Origin of the sequence: Parabacteroides provencensis, from assembly GCF_900232875.1 — a bacterium.
GTDB lineage: Bacteria > Bacteroidota > Bacteroidia > Bacteroidales > Tannerellaceae > Parabacteroides > Parabacteroides chinchillae.
The window spans coordinates 170,895-187,436 of sequence record NZ_LT960490.1; the positions used below are offsets into that span (position 1 = coordinate 170,895).

A 16,542-nucleotide genomic window follows, 5' to 3' on the forward strand; every position below is an offset into this window, starting at 1 on the left:
ACTTATTTGTATTATAATTCTCCGCGACGGTACATGCGGGCTATTTTTTTATGTCGCCGGCGTACGCCGTTTCCTGCAAATACAGCGTATACAACCGGTACGATAATTAATGTAATTAAAGTAGAAACAGAAAGGCCCCATGCTACTGTCATACCCATAGAACGCCACATTTCAGAACCTTCACCAGTTCCGATAGCCATAGGGATCATACCTAATACGGTTGTTAAGGTAGTCATTAATACGGGACGAAGACGAGATTTGCCGGCTGTTACAACAGCATTTAATATGCTTTGGCCACGTTCGCGACAAAGAATAGTGTAGTCAATTAATACAATACCATTCTTCACAACAATACCCATTAGCATAATAACTCCGATTAATGCCATTACACCTAACGGGGTTTGTGTGATTGATAATCCCAATACAATCCCGGTAAAAGCAAATGGTATGGAGAACATAATTACAAATGGGTCTGTCAGTGATTCAAATTGTGCTGCCATGACAATGAATACTAATATAATGATCAGAATCATCAAAATGGTTAGATCTTTGAATGTATCCATTTGATCCTCGTAAGTACCACCTAATTGCCAGCTTACATCAGACGGGATATCCATCTTCTTTAATTCATTGTGCGCAGCAGTTACAATATCACTCATAGCTGCTCCTTTACCAACTACGGCTGATACGGTGATTACGCGCTCGCGGTCTTTTCGTTCGATAGTAGGAGGAGTCATACGCTCTACTACTTTACCTAAATCTCGAATGCGGATACCTTGACCGGCCGAATTGTAAATTACGATGTTTTCTATATCCTCAACCTTTTGACGAAATTCCGGTGCATAACGAACTTTGATGTCATATTCGTCTCCGTCTTCCCGATATTTGGAAGCTGTCGCTCCATTAATGCGATTTCGAAGAGCTAATGCAGCAGTTGTGATATTTAATCCGTTTAGTGCAAGTTTTTCGCGATCGAAATCAACTTGATATTCAGGTATATAATCTTCACGACTGATATTAACCTGGGAACAGCCTTTCACTTTACGCATGCGCTCTGCCAAGTCGTTTGCTACAGCATCCGTTTTGGCAAAGTCGAATCCGTAGATTTCGACATCAACGGCATTCTGCCCTCCCATACCTTCTTCTTGTCCTCCTTCTATTACTTTGAATTTCTTAATCTCGGTAAATTGGGCAAGGTCTTTGCGCATTCCTTCGCAGATTTCAACCAATCCACGTTCACGATCGCCTACACTTGATAAATTGATATAGTAATCAATGATATGCGTTCCATTATTGCTTAATTGTGCCCAGGTATTATCAGAATCGGCTTGTCCTTCTGTAAAATTGCTTGTTTTTATTTCCGGATATTTTTCCCGGAAAAGTTTATCTACTTGCAATGCCAGATTACGTGTAATATCTTGGCGTGTTCCGACCGGCAATTCTATATGGACACTAATTTGGGCATTGTCTTGAGTTGGGAAAAACTCTGTTTTGATAGTAGGCACAAGCAGCATACTGCCACCAAAAATCATCACAGCCCCTAATATGACTGTTTTACGATGACGTACAGCCCAATATAGAAAGCGCGAATATACATAATCTAATTTGTCCAAAGCCTTTTCTATAGGAGTGAAAAACAAAGTATACAAGCGTCCTTTATTTAAATTAAGACGGAGCATTTGTGAACTTAACATCGGTGTTAAGGTCAGAGCTGCAACCGTTGAAACTATCATAACGATACTAACCATCCATCCTAACTGTTTGAACAAAATCCCGGCCATGCCTGTAACCATAGTTAGCGGTAAAAATACAGCTAACATAGTCAAAGTGGAGGCAATAACGGAAATAGCCACTTCATTGGTTGCATGTACGGCTGCCTGTTTGGGGGAACTACCCCTTTCGATGTGGGTCGTAATATTTTCCAATACTACAATGGCGTCGTCTACTACCATGCCAATTGCAATAGACAAGGAACTCAAAGAGATAATGTTCAATGTGTTTCCTGATGCTAATAAATAGGCAAATGACGCGATCAGTGATATAGGAATTGTTAAAACGATAATAAACGTTGCTCTCCACCGGCCGAGGAATATGAATACAACTAACATAACAATAATGAAAGTTACAAAAATGGTATCTTGCAAACTATTAATTGTATTCAGAATGTTAGTTGAGGTATCCATGATAACACCCAGTTTTACATCCGAAGGAAGACTTGCCTGTATTTCCGGTAATTTCTGATGTACTTTTTTCGCAATATTTACAGAGTTGGCTCCTGATTGTTTTTGTATAACAATCATACCTCCTTTTTTACCGTTGTTGTAGGTCTCTTGCGCGCGCTCTTCTATACTGTCTTCAATACGGGCTACATCACGTAAATATATAGATTTACCGTCTTTTGAACCGATAACCAGATTTTCCATTTGATGTGCGTCGGTAAACTCTCCTTGTACACGTAATGAGTAGGCGTTTGAGCCGATATCAACGCTACCGCCCGGAGTGTTCCTATTTTCTTGTGCAATGATGGAAGAGATACCTTCAATTGAAATTCCGTATGCCTCCAGTTTGTAAGGATCACAATATACCTGTACCTCACGGGTTGGTGTTCCCGAAATAGATACAGCACCGACTCCACTGATACGGGCTAATGGGTTTGATACTTTATCGTCTAATATTTTATAAAGTGCATTCGTACTTTCTTCGGCAGTAACCGACAGGATTATGATGGGGATGTCGCTAGTGCCGAATTTAAAGATTATAGGATTATCCACGTCATCCGGCAACATTGGCTCTGCTACGTCCAGTTTATCGCGGACATCATTTGTTGCCACATCAATATCAGTACCATAGTCAAATTCAAGAGTAATGACTGAAATGTTTTCTCTTGACTGGGATTTTATGTGTTTTAAATCACTAACACTATTCAACACGTTCTCCAGTGGCTTGGATACGTTCATTTCGATATCCGCAGCACTGGCACCGGCATAAGACGTCATTACCATAATGGTGTTGGTCTCTATTTCCGGTAATAAATCAACGGATAATCTGGTTAAGGAAAAAAGACCGAAAATAACGATGGCTACAAAAACAAGAGCTGTTGTTACCGGTTTTTTTACCGCTGTTGCATATAAACTCATATTGCCTTATTTCTTACTGTTCAATTTCTACTTTCATTCCATTGTTCAAACGGCTTTGGCCTGAAACTACTACCATATCACCGTCATTGATTCCTGAAATGATTTCATATTTATTATCCATACGACGTCCCAGTTCTACTTTTTGGTATGAAACTTTGCCGTCTTTATATACATAGATGTAACGATCTCCTGCACCGGATTGCTTAACAATGGCAAGATCCGGAACTACTATATGGTTCATCGTCCCAAAAGTGATAGTAACACGTGCAAACATTCCCGGACGAACACGTTCATCGTTATTTGCGATTTTTATTTCGACAGGAAATGTTCTTGTAGACGGATCGATGGTGGGATATATCAGGCTGATTTTTCCTTTGAATATCTCATCTCCATATACGTCTAATTTGATATCCACATCATTCCCTTTTTTTACTTTTGTGAAAAAGCTTTCCGAAACGTTTACCAATAGTTTTACGGGGCGTATTTCTTCTACGGTATAAATAGGTTCGGCAGCGGTATACATATCACCCGAATCGTAATTACGTGCTGTAATGACACCCGTTATAGGACTAAGTAACTGAGTGTTTTCCTGAAGGTTTTTGTATGTCTCGCGAGCAACTTCCAACGCTGTTTTTTGTGCATCCCATGCCGATTTGGAAGCACCTCCCACTTTGTAAAGTTCATCTATTCTTTTAAATTCTATTTCCTGGTTATCCAGTTGAACTTTGGATTGTTTTAAATTTGTAGCATCCATTTTAACGAGTAATTGGCCTGCTTTAACATGATCTCCAACCTCTGCAAATAATTTTTCAATACGAAAGGGCGTTTGCGGAGCAATGCGGTTTACAATGTTAGCTTCAACTGTAGCGGTGAACTCATTCTGTTGTTCAACGTCTTGCATGGATACTTTTTCTATTTTGACTTTAGCTTTTTCATTGACGGTATCTACTGCCTCGTTCTTTTTTTCTCCCGAACATGACATTAGTATAAGTAATGCAACTGCGGGAATTGCTGACAGTATTTTCTTTGTTTTCATATTGTAATTAGTTTATATTATACGTTTTGAAATTAAAATTTTTGTTCTCCGGAAATCTTTTCAAGTTCGGATTTCGCTATGATATAATTGTAGATAGATTGATTGAAATTCAATTTGGCCTGAGTCATAGCCAATTCTGAATCATTTAGTTCCAATAATGTTCCAGCTCCTGTATCATAACGTTTTTGTGCGATTAGGTAACCCCGCTCTGCTTGTTCCACTCCTTTTTGAGCTGCATCAAATTGTTTGATGCAGGTACTCATATTGTCCATGTATTGTTTTATGGCTAATTGCAAATTACGCTCGGTATCTTCACGTTGCAATTTTAACTGGTCAATAGAAACCTGGGTTTGCTTGGTTTTGTAAAACCGGCTTCCTCCGGTAAACAGAGGTATAGATAATGTAACACCTATCATAGAATATGGATTCCATTGATAATCTTTGAATTTAAAATCATTGTTCATTGCGCTCCACTGATATAATCCGGTCATTGAGAGAGTAGGCAAAAAGTCGAATTTTTGCATTATTAATGTCTTTTCCAACTGTTTGCTTTGTAAGTCAATTAATTTTAAATTCGTGTTGTTTATTAAAGATGTGTCGGTAGACAGGAAATCTCCGAATAATTCGGATTCGTAGTCGGTCAGACGCCCTTCGCAATCGATGTTTAATTCCAGATCCATACCTAACAATGCTTTTAGCTGCCATTTGGCCAAAGTAAGTGAATTTTCTGCCTGAAGCATGTTTGGCTCGCTGTTTTTTACTGTTACGTTTGCTCTGATGAGATCGTATTCAGCAACGGTTCCTTGTTCGTATTTCTTTTTTACGTCCAGATAATTTTCCATTGCATTATCATAACTCTCTTTGAATACACGGTAAGAGTCGTTGGCTAATAACACGGAATAGAATGCTTTCTTTACCTGATTAACCATATCAATTTTTGAGGAACGGGCTTGTTCTATTGCCAGTTCTACGTCAACGGCAGATATACTTAAACTTTTCCATAAAGAGGCATTAACCAAAGGCATGGAAGCATTAAATCCTGTATTCCAGTTGTTGTCGCGCCCAACTTCGAAACCATCTTGCATTCCGCTGTTATCCATGCCCGGTATTTGGGCATCACCTAAATCCATATCCATGTACATTATTTGCTTTTTTAATGTACGGTTGTAATCGGCTGAGAAACTTATTTGAGGAAACAAGGAGGCGTATGAGCCTTTTTTTGCATATTTTTTCTTCTGAATTTCTTTATCGGCTACTTTAATAGTTGGATTTTCGCTTAATGCAATCTCTAGCGCTTTATCCATATCCAATTTTATGACTTCCTGCGATTTTGCAGGAATACAGGTTAAAGACGGCAATAAAGATATTGCAGCCAACACGATTTTATTTCTGATTGATAATTGTTTCATTTTTCTTTTTGTTTTATTTGTATGATTGCTTTATTGCAAACCGGTCTAAAATAATTCTGCCTTTCTCTGTGCTGATTCCTCTTAGAAATGTTAATAATATGGTGTTGTATACTTCTGAAATAGAATAATTTGCAAATATTTTGGAGGGGCAAAGCATCTTTGCTTGTTTTTTAGCCAGCAAAGCTAAGATTTTGAAGTTTACATCCTGTAAAAATACACCTTCTTTTTTGCCCCTTTCCAATAATGCCAGACATTTGTCTGAAAAAATAGCTTCGTTTTTTTCTGCCTGTTTTAACGCTTTTGGATATTTTTTCAAATCGTCGTAATATTTCTTATTGTACCATCTGGTGTTTTTTAACAATTCTTCGTAAAATAGAAGAATAACTTCCATCACAGTGTAAGGTTCTTTCTCTAATTGTTCGATATGGAGACTTAAGTGTTTGCTGTTTAGTTTCATACCTTCTATTAATAAAGCTTCTTTGTCTTCAAAGAACTCATAAATAGTTCGTTTAGAAATACTCATGTTGTGGGCTATGTCATCCATACTTACGCTTTTTACTCCGTATTGTGAAAAGAGGTCAAATGCAGTAAGCAAAATTTGTTCTTTTATCATATTGTTTTTTAGAGATTTCTATGAATAGAATTTGTAGAATTGAGAAAACAAAGGTCTTTCATATTTGGAAAACTGAAAAGGTTTATTCCGTTACATGATTGGTCAAAAATGAAAATTATTGGTTCGGTTTTGACCTATTTATGGAAGATTGTGTTATGGATTGGTAAAAAATGAAACGAACATGGTTTGTAAATGAAAAATACTTATCTTTGCCAGTAAAGTTAAAAAATATTTATCAGACATGGAAAATCTTCCTCTTATTGAAATTGCAGAGTTGAATAAGTCTATTGTTGGTTGTGATAGTTTCCATAATGATTTTTCTATAGCAGATGTAGACGGCAAAGATTCTACAATTTATGAAAATAATGATCCGGAATATTCTACACCAATGCGTTTGAATGCGTTGCTAATGGTTTTGGTAACTGATGGCTCTTCGAAAATAAATATAGATTACATTCCATATACGGTAGAAAAGAATAGTTTTATAACAATTATGCCTACCCATACAGTCCAGATATTGTCTGTGACCAAGGATTTTAAAGCTCGTATGGTGATAGCTTCAAAACCTTTTCTGGATGAATGTAATCCGAATAAAAAAGGAGCATCTATGGTTCATTATATGCAGATTCGTAAAAATCCATGTTCTGATTTGCAACCGGAAGAAGCCGAACATTTAGAAAATTATATTGAATTTGTAAGGGGTAAAATAAAGCTGCGTACTCATTTATTCCAGAAAGAAGTGATACAAAATGCAATGATTGGCTTCTTTCTTGAGTTGGCTAATATATTTGGAAGCAGAAGGGAGCATATGACCCCTCAGGTCCTTTCCCGAAAGGAAGAACTGTTTGAACAGTTTCTACAGTTGCTTTTTGAACATTGCAAAGAACAGCATGTGGTTACTTTCTATGCCGAGAAATTATTTATTACTCCTCAGTACCTATCCTTAATCCTTAAAGAGCTGACTGGGAAATCGGCAAATAAATGGATTGATGATGCTCTGATTATAGAGGCTAAAATGCTTCTTAAAGCACCTCAAACGACAGTTCAGCAGGTTGCGGATATTTTACATTTTTCCGACCAGTCAACTTTTGGTAAGTTCTTTAAGAAGCATATGGGAATTTCTCCTATGGAATATAGGAAGTCTTAATATAATCTTTAATCTCTGCGGCGGAACTTATACCAGTTTATCAGTTCGGATGCTCCGTAGAAAATGCTGGCAATACCAAATACGATAAAGGTATTTGCTGCGGCTCCGAACGGGTATGCCAATATCATTACACCAGTTATAAGAATTAAAATTGGCATAATGTAAAATCCCCAGGGTACATAACTCCATTTCCTTGCTGAAATAAGAGCCACTAATTGTTGGATTCCCGCAATTACTAATAAAGCTCCTAATATATACATTAATATATTGACAAAAAATGTCGGCATAATAACTAACCATGCGCCGAATAAAATACTTCCCGCACCTTCCAGTGGAAACATGGGGGCAAGCTCCTCTTGTTTCGTATCTCTTGTGAAATAGGCTAAAAGCGAAATAATGCCGGGTATGATAAAGAATATTCCGATGGTAATTACTAAATAAGTAACAGCTGCTTCGGGCCACAACACCAGTACGAATCCTAAAATCATTGCAAAGGCACTGCGTAATAATGCGTTGTTAATTTTTTTCATGTTGTAAATTCGTTTTAAAATGTTCTTTTATATATAACAACAAATATACGGTATTTTCTTGCAGCTTGTTCGAATTTGTAAATTCTGTAGAATCGGAATTTTAATTTCATCAGGATCATATTTTCAAATCATCAGTATGTTTTTGTAAAATCATCGGGATGAATATAAAGGACTGTTTGTTTTTTAATTTTGAAGTTTTTTGTATAAGTTAAATTTTTGTTGTGTTTTTTTTGTCTCTAAAAAAATATATATTTACAACATGTTGGATTTTAGATTATTAATACAATGAAAAAATAAAAAATTAGATTTGAAGTGACAGATAAAGAAGGTTTTAAAGATTTGTGGTTTATTAAAAAGGATGAAATAGATAGTTGCAAAATATGCGTTTACAGATATATGTGTTTAGACTGTAGGGTGTATACATCAGATCCGTCAGATATATATGCTTTAAAATGTAAATATAATGTTTATGAAGAATATGACGAAAATAATTTGTGTATTTAGCTTTGTTATACTACTATTTGTTTTTATAGTTTCTTCATACGGGGATAATCAAGTAGAAGGAGCTATGGTTGTCAATACAATATATAATGAATTGAAGGATTCTGCATATATGTATGTAGATGAAAATGATTCGTTGGCATTAGTTTATCTTTTTAAAAGCATTTAAAGAAGAAACTCCACAGAATCCGAGGCATTTGTATGATGCGGGAGCACTTGCAGCAAGATTGGGACAAAAGAAATTAGCTTTTGAAATGTTGGAGATGTCTGTAAATAAAGGGTATTCTTATTATGATCATATGAAAAAGAATACAAATTTTCCTTCTTTCGATGAAGTCCGTTTCAATCTTTGCTTGGATAAAGTCAGGAAAAGAGATTCGTTGTTATATAGAGTCAGTGAAGGACTTGATTCAGTTTTCAAATTGGACCAAGATATTCGTGAACAGTTCGAGAATGAGATTCTTCGTAAAGGAAAAGATACTGAATCTGCAGAGGCGAAAATAATATTGGATAGCATGAGAATTATTGATGATAAAAATTTGGAATATGTAAATAAGTTGATGGATAATAATGGCTTTTTAGGAAACAGTTTGAAAACAAAAAAATCAAAGTTAACCATGTATTTAATTTATCTTCATGCTCCGATCGAAGTGCTCGAAAATAAATTAGGCATTATCAGGCAAGCGGTGAAAAACGGAGAATTAGAAGTTCAGTTATATCCTAATTTTGAAGATAAAATTTTATCAATTAGAAAAGGCGTTCAAAAATACGGAACACAATATCGTGTATTGAATGGAGAGGTTGTTTTTGTTCCATTGCTTGATTCTTTGAATGTGGATTTATACAGATCGGAATTTAATTTAGGTTCCTTTGAAAGTTTTGCGAAATGGATTAAAGGACAATAAAGTGTGTGTATGATAATAACTTGCTGATTATCAGATTGAGCGGTAAATGGGGCTCGAACCCACGACCCTCAGCTTGGGAAGCTGATGCTCTACCAACTGAGCTACTACCGCGTTGGATGATGCAAAAGTATATAAATCTTTCTTTTTTTAGTAACTTTGAGCGCAAAAATAATTAGTGCGTATAAATAAATGGAAAAACTTACTTTGGTAAAGGTGGGCGGAAAGATTGTGGAAGAAGAAAGTACGCTTCGCAGTTTGCTTCATGATTTTTCGGCTATAGAAGGATATAAAGTGCTGGTGCATGGCGGCGGGCGTTCGGCAACTAAACTGGCTACACAATTGGGTATTGAAAGCAAAATGGTAAATGGCCGCCGTATTACGGATGCTGAAACATTGAAAGTTGTGACTATGGTATATGGCGGCTTGGTAAATAAAAATATAGTTGCCGGTTTACAAGCTTTGGATGTGAATGCTTTGGGTTTAACCGGTGCAGATATGAACCTGATGCGTTCGGATAAACGTCCGGTGGCGGAAGTTGACTATGGCTTTGTTGGTGATGTAAAGGAGGTGAATGCAGACTTGTTGGCATCGCTTATTCATCAGGATATTGTGCCGGTATTGGCTCCGTTGACACATGATAAACAGGGAAATATGCTGAATACCAATGCCGATACGATTGCCGGAGAAGCTGCAAAAGCTTTAGCAAAGCATTTTGACGTTACTTTGATGTTCTGCTTTGAAAAGAAAGGCGTATTGTTGGATGAAAGTGATGACGAAAGCGTTATACCTGAGATAGACCGGAATACGTTTAAAAAATATGTGGAACAAGGCATTATTCAGGGTGGTATGATTCCGAAGCTGGAAAATGCTTATCAGGCAATAGATGCAGGTGTTAAACAGGTAATTATTACGCAGGCATCCGAAATACATAATGGAAAAGGAACGCGGATCAGCTGATATCTGTAAGTACAAAAAGAAAATGGATAATCGGAAGAAGATAGTAAGTATACAACAGGTTGTGCCCCGTTTACCGGAGCTACGTTTTGCTGCGCCTGTCAATTGGGATATAGAAGAAGGACAGCAATGGGCTGTTATCGGCCCGAATGGAGCCGGTAAAACGTTGATTGCGGATATGATGCAACGTAAGTTTGCGATTAAAGAGGGTGATGTTGTGTTCGGCTATGACGGAAAAGTGAGCGAACTGGTTAAATGCATTGCTTTTAAAGATATTTATTCGTTGGCAGATTGCCGTAATTCTTATTACCAGCAGCGTTGGCATTCTACGGAAACAGATGAAATGCCTACGGTTGAGGAGATATTGAAGGATTATATAGATACGGAAGAATTAGCAAAAGTGCTATCTCTTTTCGGAATAGAAGAATTATTGCCTAAAAAATTAATATTCTTATCCAGTGGCGAATTACGGAAGTTTTTGGTTGTAAGAACATTGTTAAGCCGTCCCCGTATTCTTATTCTCGATAATCCGTTTATCGGATTAGATGCTCCTTCGCGCGATTTGTTGGTGGAGATGCTTCAGCAGATGACAAAGTTGGAAAGCGTACAGGTTGTCTTGCTGCTTTCTAATCCGAATGACATACCGGAAATGATAACGGATGTGCTTCCTGTTTATAACCGGAATATACTGAAACCAATGTCGCGTACTCAGTTTTTGCAGGATGCGGAACTAGTTGCAAAATTGTTTCCATCCGAGAGAAAATCTGGTTTCTCTCGAGAGAAATTTGTATTTCTTCCGAATGGAGGTGAAAAAGAGCCTTCCACGCACGAGGTTACTTTTCGTATGGAACATGTTTGTATTAAGTATGGAACCCGAACTATTCTGAAAGATCTTGACTGGGAAGTAAAGAATGGCGAAAAATGGGCTTTGTTTGGTCCGAATGGCGCTGGTAAATCTACTTTGCTCAGCCTTGTATATGCCGATAATCCGCAATCATACGCTAATACGCTTTATATGTTTGACCGGAAACGTGGCTCTGGCGAAAGTATTTGGGACATTAAAAAGAGAATAGGGTATGTTTCTCCGGAAATGCACCTTTATTATATGGAAAATGTTCCGACTATTAATATTGTAGGTTCCGGCTTTTTTGATTCTATTGGTTTGTATCGTAAATGTAATGAGGAACAACAGGGGATTGCTTTGGCATGGATGCAGGTATTTGGCATTGGGGATTTGAAAGACCGACCATTCCTTACTCTTTCGTCGGGCGAACAGCGTTTGGCTTTGTTGGCCCGTGCATTTGTGAAAGATCCTGATTTAATAATTCTGGATGAACCGCTTCATGGACTGGACGTGAGCAATAAGAAAAAAGCTGCTGATATAATAGAACAATTTTGTTCGCGTCCGGGAAAGACGCTGATATATGTGACCCACTATCCGCATGAATTACCGGTTTGCGTTGATAAACGTTTTCAACTGGTGAAACATGCTTAATACTTCAATGTTATGAAAAAACTACCGGATATTTTATTTTATCTGATTATATTCTTGTTCCTGAGTGTTTTTTTATCGGTATTCAGTGAATTTCATTTTTATAGTGTTGAGCAAAATCAACTGTTTCAGATTTCCTGGCCATCCATTTCAGAGATGCTGATGAAGCCCGGAGGTTTGGCTTTGGTTATCACTGAAAGTTTGGTGCAGTTTTTTATTGTACCGTATGCAGGAGCAGTTATTACTGCGGCACTGCTAACTTTGATCGGGCTTCTTACTAGCATGGTACTGAGGCGGATCGATCCGAAAACACACTTGTTTATACTACCTTTACTTCCGGTTCTGACATTGTTATTTGTTCATTTTGATTATAACTATATATTACAAGGGACGATTGCCTTGGGTATGATGTTATTGGTTCTATATGGAGTGTTGAAGATCAAACCGGTTATATACCGGTTGGTTGCGAGTCTCGTTGCTACTATTTTATTATTCTTTTTTGCAGGTGCCGTTTTTAGCTTGTTTGCTTTGGCTATTATGTTGTGTGAAGTAATCAATCGAACTTCTTGCTGGTATTATTTTCTTGGTACGGGATTTATTGCCTTGTTACTTGGAATAGGTAGTGTTTATTTCTCTTTTATCGGGGAATATCGTTTTGCATTCTTGCCCGATGCCTATTATCATGTACGTCTGGTACCGGATAAAGTTATTTATTATTCATGGTTGTCTTTTTTGTTATCATTGTTGATTGTTTTTATTTTACGGCATAAGAATGAACTAAAAGGAAAAATGCTGGTGATTGTAAGTGCGATCCAGATTTTGTTAATCTGTTTCCTTTTCTGGAAAGGTGTAGAAAAGTATGGTGATAGCAAATCTTATCAGATGAAGACGATGGACTATTATGCTCGTACCGAACAATGGGATAAGATATTGGAAATGTGCAGAAAGCCGATGACAAACTATCTTTATATGTGTTATGCAAATATGGCGCTTGCACATAAAGGGCAGTTGGCAGACGATGCTTTTAAATATGACCAGCGTGGACCGCAAGGATTGGCTGTTACCTGGAATAAATCGGCAAATGTTTCAACTTTGCTGAGTGATGTTTATTTTGCAATGGGCAATGTGGCAATTGCACAGGAAATGGCGTTTGAGAGCAATCTGGGTTCTTTGTGTGATGGTAACCCGCGTATGATGAAACGTTTAGTGCAAACCAATTTAATATATGGTACTTATCCGGTTGCTGAAAAATATATAGCCGTTCTGGAAAATACGCTTTATTATAGAGATTGGGCAAAAGAACAACGTAAATTTCTGTATAATGACGCTGAAGTAGAGAGTGATCCTTTGCTGGGTAATATGCGAAAAGGACTTTTGACAAATAGTATTTTGTCTCAGATAGACGGTTTTGATGCTGATCTCCGGTTGATGGCGGAACAGAATCCCGCAAATAAAGCCGCATTTCAATATTTGGGCGTTTTTTATCTGTTAATGAAGGATATGGATAAGTTTAAGAATATGATAGAGACATATTACGGTACGGAGTTCCTGCCTGTATTGCCAACCAGTTATCAGGAAGCTGTAATAACATTGTCGGAAAGAGAATCTGATTACTGGAAACGTTTTGGTGTTTCGGAGTCTATTGTAAAGCGTTTTGATGAATATAAAAGGCAAGTGCTTGCTAACCGGAATAATCCGAATGCTTTGCCTGGATTGTTAGGGCGTTCGTATGGTGACACTTACTGGTTCTATTATATGTTTAAATAGGAGGAATGATGAATAAGCAAACGATATATTTGTGGATGTTAGCCCTTTTGATGGCCTGCTCCGAACCGGTACTGGTGAAGAAAAATCTGGAAGTGCAACCTGTGATATTTCCTGATTATGTAGGTGTAACAATTCCTTCCAACATTGCTCCTCTGAATTTTGAATTGAAAAATCAGTGCCAGTATGCCCGGGCTTTGATTACTTCAGAAACTGAAACGATTGAAGTAAAGGCAAAAAAAGGAAATAGCTTTGTCATACCCGTATCTAAATGGAAAAAAATATTGCAGTTCTCAACAGGCAAAAGTATTGGTGTAACTATTCAGGCAAAGGTGGATGGCGAATGGATTGCTTATGCACCTTTTAATATTGATGTGGCAAACGAACCGATTGATTCCTGGCTGGCGTATCGTTTAATCGAGCCGGGTTATGAACTTTGGAATCAGATGGGAATCTATCAGCGTAATCTTGAGAATTATACAGAAGATGCAATTGTAGAGAATAAAATGAGTGGTAATAATTGTATGAACTGTCACTCTTTTTGTATGCAGAATCCGGATAAGATGCTTTTCCACATGCGTGAGACTTATCCGTGTACTATATTGATAGATGGCGACAAAGTGGAAAAACTGAATACGAAGACGGAGCAGACTATTTCGCCGCTAGTTTATCCTTCTTGGCATCCTTCGGGGAAGTATGTCGCTTTTTCCGTAAATAAAACAAAACAGTCATTCCATATGAATGATAAGAATCGGGTGGAAGTGTTTGATTCGGCTTCTGATGTAGTGGTCTATGATACTGAAAAGCACGAGATCGTAACATCTCCTTTGCTTTCTTCAGAATCTTCATTCGAAACATTTCCGACCTTCTCGCCGGATGGTAAAAGGCTTTTTTTCTGTACGGCTCAAGCCCGTCCGATGCCAAGAGAATATAATGAGGTGAAATATAGTTTGTGCTCTGTGTCTTTCGACCCTTCTGCGCGTAGGTTCGGAACTACAGTCGATACTTTATATAATGCAGTTGCCGATGGAAAGAGTGTTTCTTTTCCCCGTGTTTCTCCGGATGGGAAGTATTTACTTTTTACTTTGTCCGGTTACGGCAACTTTTCTATCTGGCATAAAGATGCCGACTTGTATATGCTGAATCTGGCTGCTAATCATATATATCCATTGGATTCGGTAAATAGTGATGATGTGGAAAGTTATCATTCATGGAGTAGTAACAGCCGTTGGATCGTGTTTAGTAGCCGACGGATTGACGGACTTTACACTCGTCCTTTCTTTGCTTATGTTGATGAGGATGGACAGACACACAAGCCATTTTTACTGCCTCAGGAAGACTCGGAATTTTATTTTCGTTTTATGAAGTCATATAATATACCCGAATTTATTACCGGAAATGTAAATCAGCAAGGGCGTGTTTTAGGATTAAAAGCAAAGGAAGATAAAGGCATCGATGTGAAATTTGTTCAATAAAGAGAGGTTTTAATAGCAGTAAGATATGTTTTAAAGCATGTTTTGGCTAAATAAAGTTAATAAGATACTATTTTTAGACGATATCGTATGCTGTATAACATATAACTGTTATATTTGCATCGTGTTTTTCATGGTATTAGATTTAAGGTTAACAATGAAGATTGGTTGTCCGTGAGGATGACCTTTTCTTTTTTATATACTTGCCGTTTTATTTCAAATGAATATAATCATAATAATGTTTTTATCGATTCATAGTTATAATTTTTAAAAGTCATAATTATGAATTAGTTTTTGTTTTATAGAGCTGCTGTAATTCTGGTTGGTATGTGCTATCTTTATAACTTCTAAAAGAAAATCATGGAATTGAGAGAAGATAAAATATCATTTGCTGATATTAAACAATACTTATCATTGCTTATAAATGATATAGATGAAATAGGTAAACTTGAATTTAAAACATATAAAGGCTGGTGGATTTATTCTTTGTCACTGGTGATTTTGTTTTGTACCCCATGTGTAATTATATTACTTATTACTGGTTTCTTATCAGGCAATATGCCTTATGAGTTGTTGGTTTCTGTTTCCTTCCTTCCTTTTATGTTTGGTCTCCCATTGGTGTTGTTGCTAACTTATATTAATAATTACAGAAAGCCAAAGCATTTAAGAAAACTGATGCTTGACGTTTTGGAACGCTATGATTGGGACGAGCCGATAAAACAGGTCGAACAAGCTCAGTTCGAATGTATAAAAAATGATTATGTTTTCAGAACGGGAATTTATCAGGAAAAGGATAAATCGGGACGGGAAAAATTGCTTATTTGTATGATCATTCCTTATTATTTGCCTGTTACTCCCGGAAAGGAGGAGGAATATATAAAGAATATAGATGCCTATCTGGATGGTAAATGTATTTTTTTGATTCAGTCTGATATGGCTTATTTCGGAGTACCGGTAAAATTATTTCCGAAACTAGACTTACATAATGATATAGAACAATTGCTTTATGTAGTACAACGTTTTTCTTTGCATCCGTGTACTCTCTATAGTTATAAGGATATTGTAACTAAAGTGCCGGTTACATGCGAAATCCTGGCATTGACTGTTTTCGGAGAGGATATTATTAATCAAAGATGGGTGGAATGGGCTAATGATATGCTTAAAGCGGGCTTTATTAATAAAACGATGAAGTGTTTAGCTTCTGGAACTTTTCCTGATAATCAAACGGATTTGAAAGAACGGATGAATGTTCTTATCCGGGAGTTTAATATGGAACAAACCAATGAAGAAGTATTGAGTAATTATATATGGTTTTTGTTAATGGAACAAGATCGTGGAAAACGGTCTGTCTTAGAGGTTGTACAGTGTCTGGATGATTTGTACTTGTTATCCGGGATACCGGAATTATATGATTACCACTTGCTGTTTAACGCAAAGACAGCTTTGATAGGAAGCGGAAAGCAAAACTTTTGGGTTAATTATGAATTGTCGGTCGATAATGTAGATTCTTATATTCTGTCTAATTTATATAGATTATTGGAGAATAAACTTACTTCCCGGACTAAGTGAGAATTATGTTTTT

At 37.0% G+C, this 16,542-nt stretch carries 13 protein-coding genes and 1 tRNA gene; 8 read left to right on the forward strand and 6 right to left on the reverse strand.

The window, feature by feature from the left end:
- Nucleotides 1–11 precede the first annotated feature (11 nt).
- From CTY47_RS11980 to CTY47_RS11995, 4 genes are read right to left on the reverse strand one after another with little or no spacing between them, the layout of a single operon-like run.
- Nucleotides 12–3,137, reverse strand: coding sequence for an efflux RND transporter permease subunit (locus CTY47_RS11980; RefSeq protein WP_099465025.1), 3,126 nt, complete (start codon nucleotides 3,135–3,137; stop codon nucleotides 12–14).
- Nucleotides 3,138–3,150: 13 nt separating this feature from the next.
- Nucleotides 3,151–4,173 (reverse strand): efflux RND transporter periplasmic adaptor subunit, encoded by a 1,023-nt coding sequence (locus tag CTY47_RS11985; protein WP_099465026.1) that lies wholly within the window; start codon nucleotides 4,171–4,173, stop codon nucleotides 3,151–3,153.
- Between the two features lie 32 nt (nucleotides 4,174–4,205).
- Nucleotides 4,206–5,582 (reverse strand): TolC family protein, encoded by a 1,377-nt coding sequence (locus CTY47_RS11990; protein WP_099465027.1) that lies wholly within the window; start codon nucleotides 5,580–5,582, stop codon nucleotides 4,206–4,208.
- A 13-nt stretch (nucleotides 5,583–5,595) separates the two neighbouring features.
- The gene (locus tag CTY47_RS11995; RefSeq protein WP_099465028.1) at nucleotides 5,596–6,195 is read right to left on the reverse strand and encodes a TetR/AcrR family transcriptional regulator; all 600 of its coding nucleotides are present in this window, start codon (nucleotides 6,193–6,195) and stop codon (nucleotides 5,596–5,598) included.
- Between the two features lie 241 nt (nucleotides 6,196–6,436).
- Between CTY47_RS11995 and CTY47_RS12000 the strand changes: the two genes are divergently transcribed.
- The gene (locus tag CTY47_RS12000) at nucleotides 6,437–7,342 is read left to right on the forward strand and encodes a helix-turn-helix domain-containing protein (RefSeq protein WP_099465029.1); all 906 of its coding nucleotides are present in this window, start codon (nucleotides 6,437–6,439) and stop codon (nucleotides 7,340–7,342) included.
- Nucleotides 7,343–7,350: 8 nt separating this feature from the next.
- Here CTY47_RS12000 and CTY47_RS12005 read toward each other — a convergent pair whose 3' ends face one another.
- A complete protein-coding gene (locus tag CTY47_RS12005; RefSeq protein ID WP_099465030.1) occupies nucleotides 7,351–7,872 on the reverse strand; it encodes an HdeD family acid-resistance protein in 522 nt (173 codons plus the stop codon).
- A gap of 469 nt (nucleotides 7,873–8,341) precedes the next feature.
- Here CTY47_RS12005 and CTY47_RS16920 point away from each other — a divergent pair, with 469 nt between their 5' ends.
- Together CTY47_RS16920 and CTY47_RS12015 are read left to right on the forward strand one after the other, a co-directional pair.
- Nucleotides 8,342–8,542, forward strand: a complete 201-nt coding sequence (locus CTY47_RS16920; protein WP_158228533.1) for a hypothetical protein — start codon at nucleotides 8,342–8,344, stop codon at nucleotides 8,540–8,542.
- A 28-nt stretch (nucleotides 8,543–8,570) separates the two neighbouring features.
- A complete protein-coding gene (locus tag CTY47_RS12015; protein ID WP_143813384.1) occupies nucleotides 8,571–9,278 on the forward strand; it encodes a DUF6624 domain-containing protein in 708 nt (235 codons plus the stop codon).
- A gap of 38 nt (nucleotides 9,279–9,316) precedes the next feature.
- Here the strand turns inward: CTY47_RS12015 and CTY47_RS12020 are convergent.
- Nucleotides 9,317–9,389: transfer RNA gene (locus CTY47_RS12020), tRNA-Gly, on the reverse strand.
- 78 nt (nucleotides 9,390–9,467) lie between these two features.
- Between CTY47_RS12020 and argB the strand changes: the two genes are divergently transcribed.
- From argB to CTY47_RS12045, 5 genes are all read left to right on the forward strand, one after another.
- Nucleotides 9,468–10,235, forward strand: a complete 768-nt coding sequence (argB, locus tag CTY47_RS12025; protein WP_099465033.1) for an acetylglutamate kinase — start codon at nucleotides 9,468–9,470, stop codon at nucleotides 10,233–10,235.
- 22 nt (nucleotides 10,236–10,257) lie between these two features.
- Nucleotides 10,258–11,727, forward strand: coding sequence for an ATP-binding cassette domain-containing protein (locus CTY47_RS12030; RefSeq protein ID WP_099465269.1), 1,470 nt, complete (start codon nucleotides 10,258–10,260; stop codon nucleotides 11,725–11,727).
- A 12-nt stretch (nucleotides 11,728–11,739) separates the two neighbouring features.
- The gene (locus tag CTY47_RS12035) at nucleotides 11,740–13,491 is read left to right on the forward strand and encodes a DUF6057 family protein (protein WP_099465034.1); all 1,752 of its coding nucleotides are present in this window, start codon (nucleotides 11,740–11,742) and stop codon (nucleotides 13,489–13,491) included.
- An 8-nt stretch (nucleotides 13,492–13,499) separates the two neighbouring features.
- Nucleotides 13,500–14,963 (forward strand): TolB family protein, encoded by a 1,464-nt coding sequence (locus CTY47_RS12040; protein WP_099465035.1) that lies wholly within the window; start codon nucleotides 13,500–13,502, stop codon nucleotides 14,961–14,963.
- 357 nt (nucleotides 14,964–15,320) lie between these two features.
- Nucleotides 15,321–16,529, forward strand: a complete 1,209-nt coding sequence (locus tag CTY47_RS12045) for a hypothetical protein (RefSeq protein WP_099465036.1) — start codon at nucleotides 15,321–15,323, stop codon at nucleotides 16,527–16,529.
- Nucleotides 16,530–16,542 lie beyond the last annotated feature (13 nt).

Bases quoted from the DNA above. Each gene is read 5' to 3' on its own strand.
- CTY47_RS12035 (WP_099465034.1), top strand. From the start codon at position 11,740: ATGAAAAAACTACCGGATATTTTATTTTATCTGATTATATTCTTGTTC.
- CTY47_RS11985 (WP_099465026.1), bottom strand. From the start codon at position 4,173: ATGAAAACAAAGAAAATACTGTCAGCAATTCCCGCAGTTGCATTACTT.
- CTY47_RS16920 (WP_158228533.1), top strand. From the start codon at position 8,342: ATGAAGAATATGACGAAAATAATTTGTGTATTTAGCTTTGTTATACTA.
- CTY47_RS11995 (WP_099465028.1), bottom strand. From the start codon at position 6,195: ATGATAAAAGAACAAATTTTGCTTACTGCATTTGACCTCTTTTCACAA.
- CTY47_RS11990 (WP_099465027.1), bottom strand. From the start codon at position 5,582: ATGAAACAATTATCAATCAGAAATAAAATCGTGTTGGCTGCAATATCT.
- CTY47_RS11980 (WP_099465025.1), bottom strand. From the start codon at position 3,137: ATGAGTTTATATGCAACAGCGGTAAAAAAACCGGTAACAACAGCTCTT.
- CTY47_RS12030 (WP_099465269.1), top strand. From the start codon at position 10,258: ATGGATAATCGGAAGAAGATAGTAAGTATACAACAGGTTGTGCCCCGT.
- argB (WP_099465033.1), top strand. From the start codon at position 9,468: ATGGAAAAACTTACTTTGGTAAAGGTGGGCGGAAAGATTGTGGAAGAA.
- CTY47_RS12000 (WP_099465029.1), top strand. From the start codon at position 6,437: ATGGAAAATCTTCCTCTTATTGAAATTGCAGAGTTGAATAAGTCTATT.
- CTY47_RS12005 (WP_099465030.1), bottom strand. From the start codon at position 7,872: ATGAAAAAAATTAACAACGCATTATTACGCAGTGCCTTTGCAATGATT.
- CTY47_RS12045 (WP_099465036.1), top strand. From the start codon at position 15,321: ATGGAATTGAGAGAAGATAAAATATCATTTGCTGATATTAAACAATAC.
- CTY47_RS12040 (WP_099465035.1), top strand. From the start codon at position 13,500: ATGAATAAGCAAACGATATATTTGTGGATGTTAGCCCTTTTGATGGCC.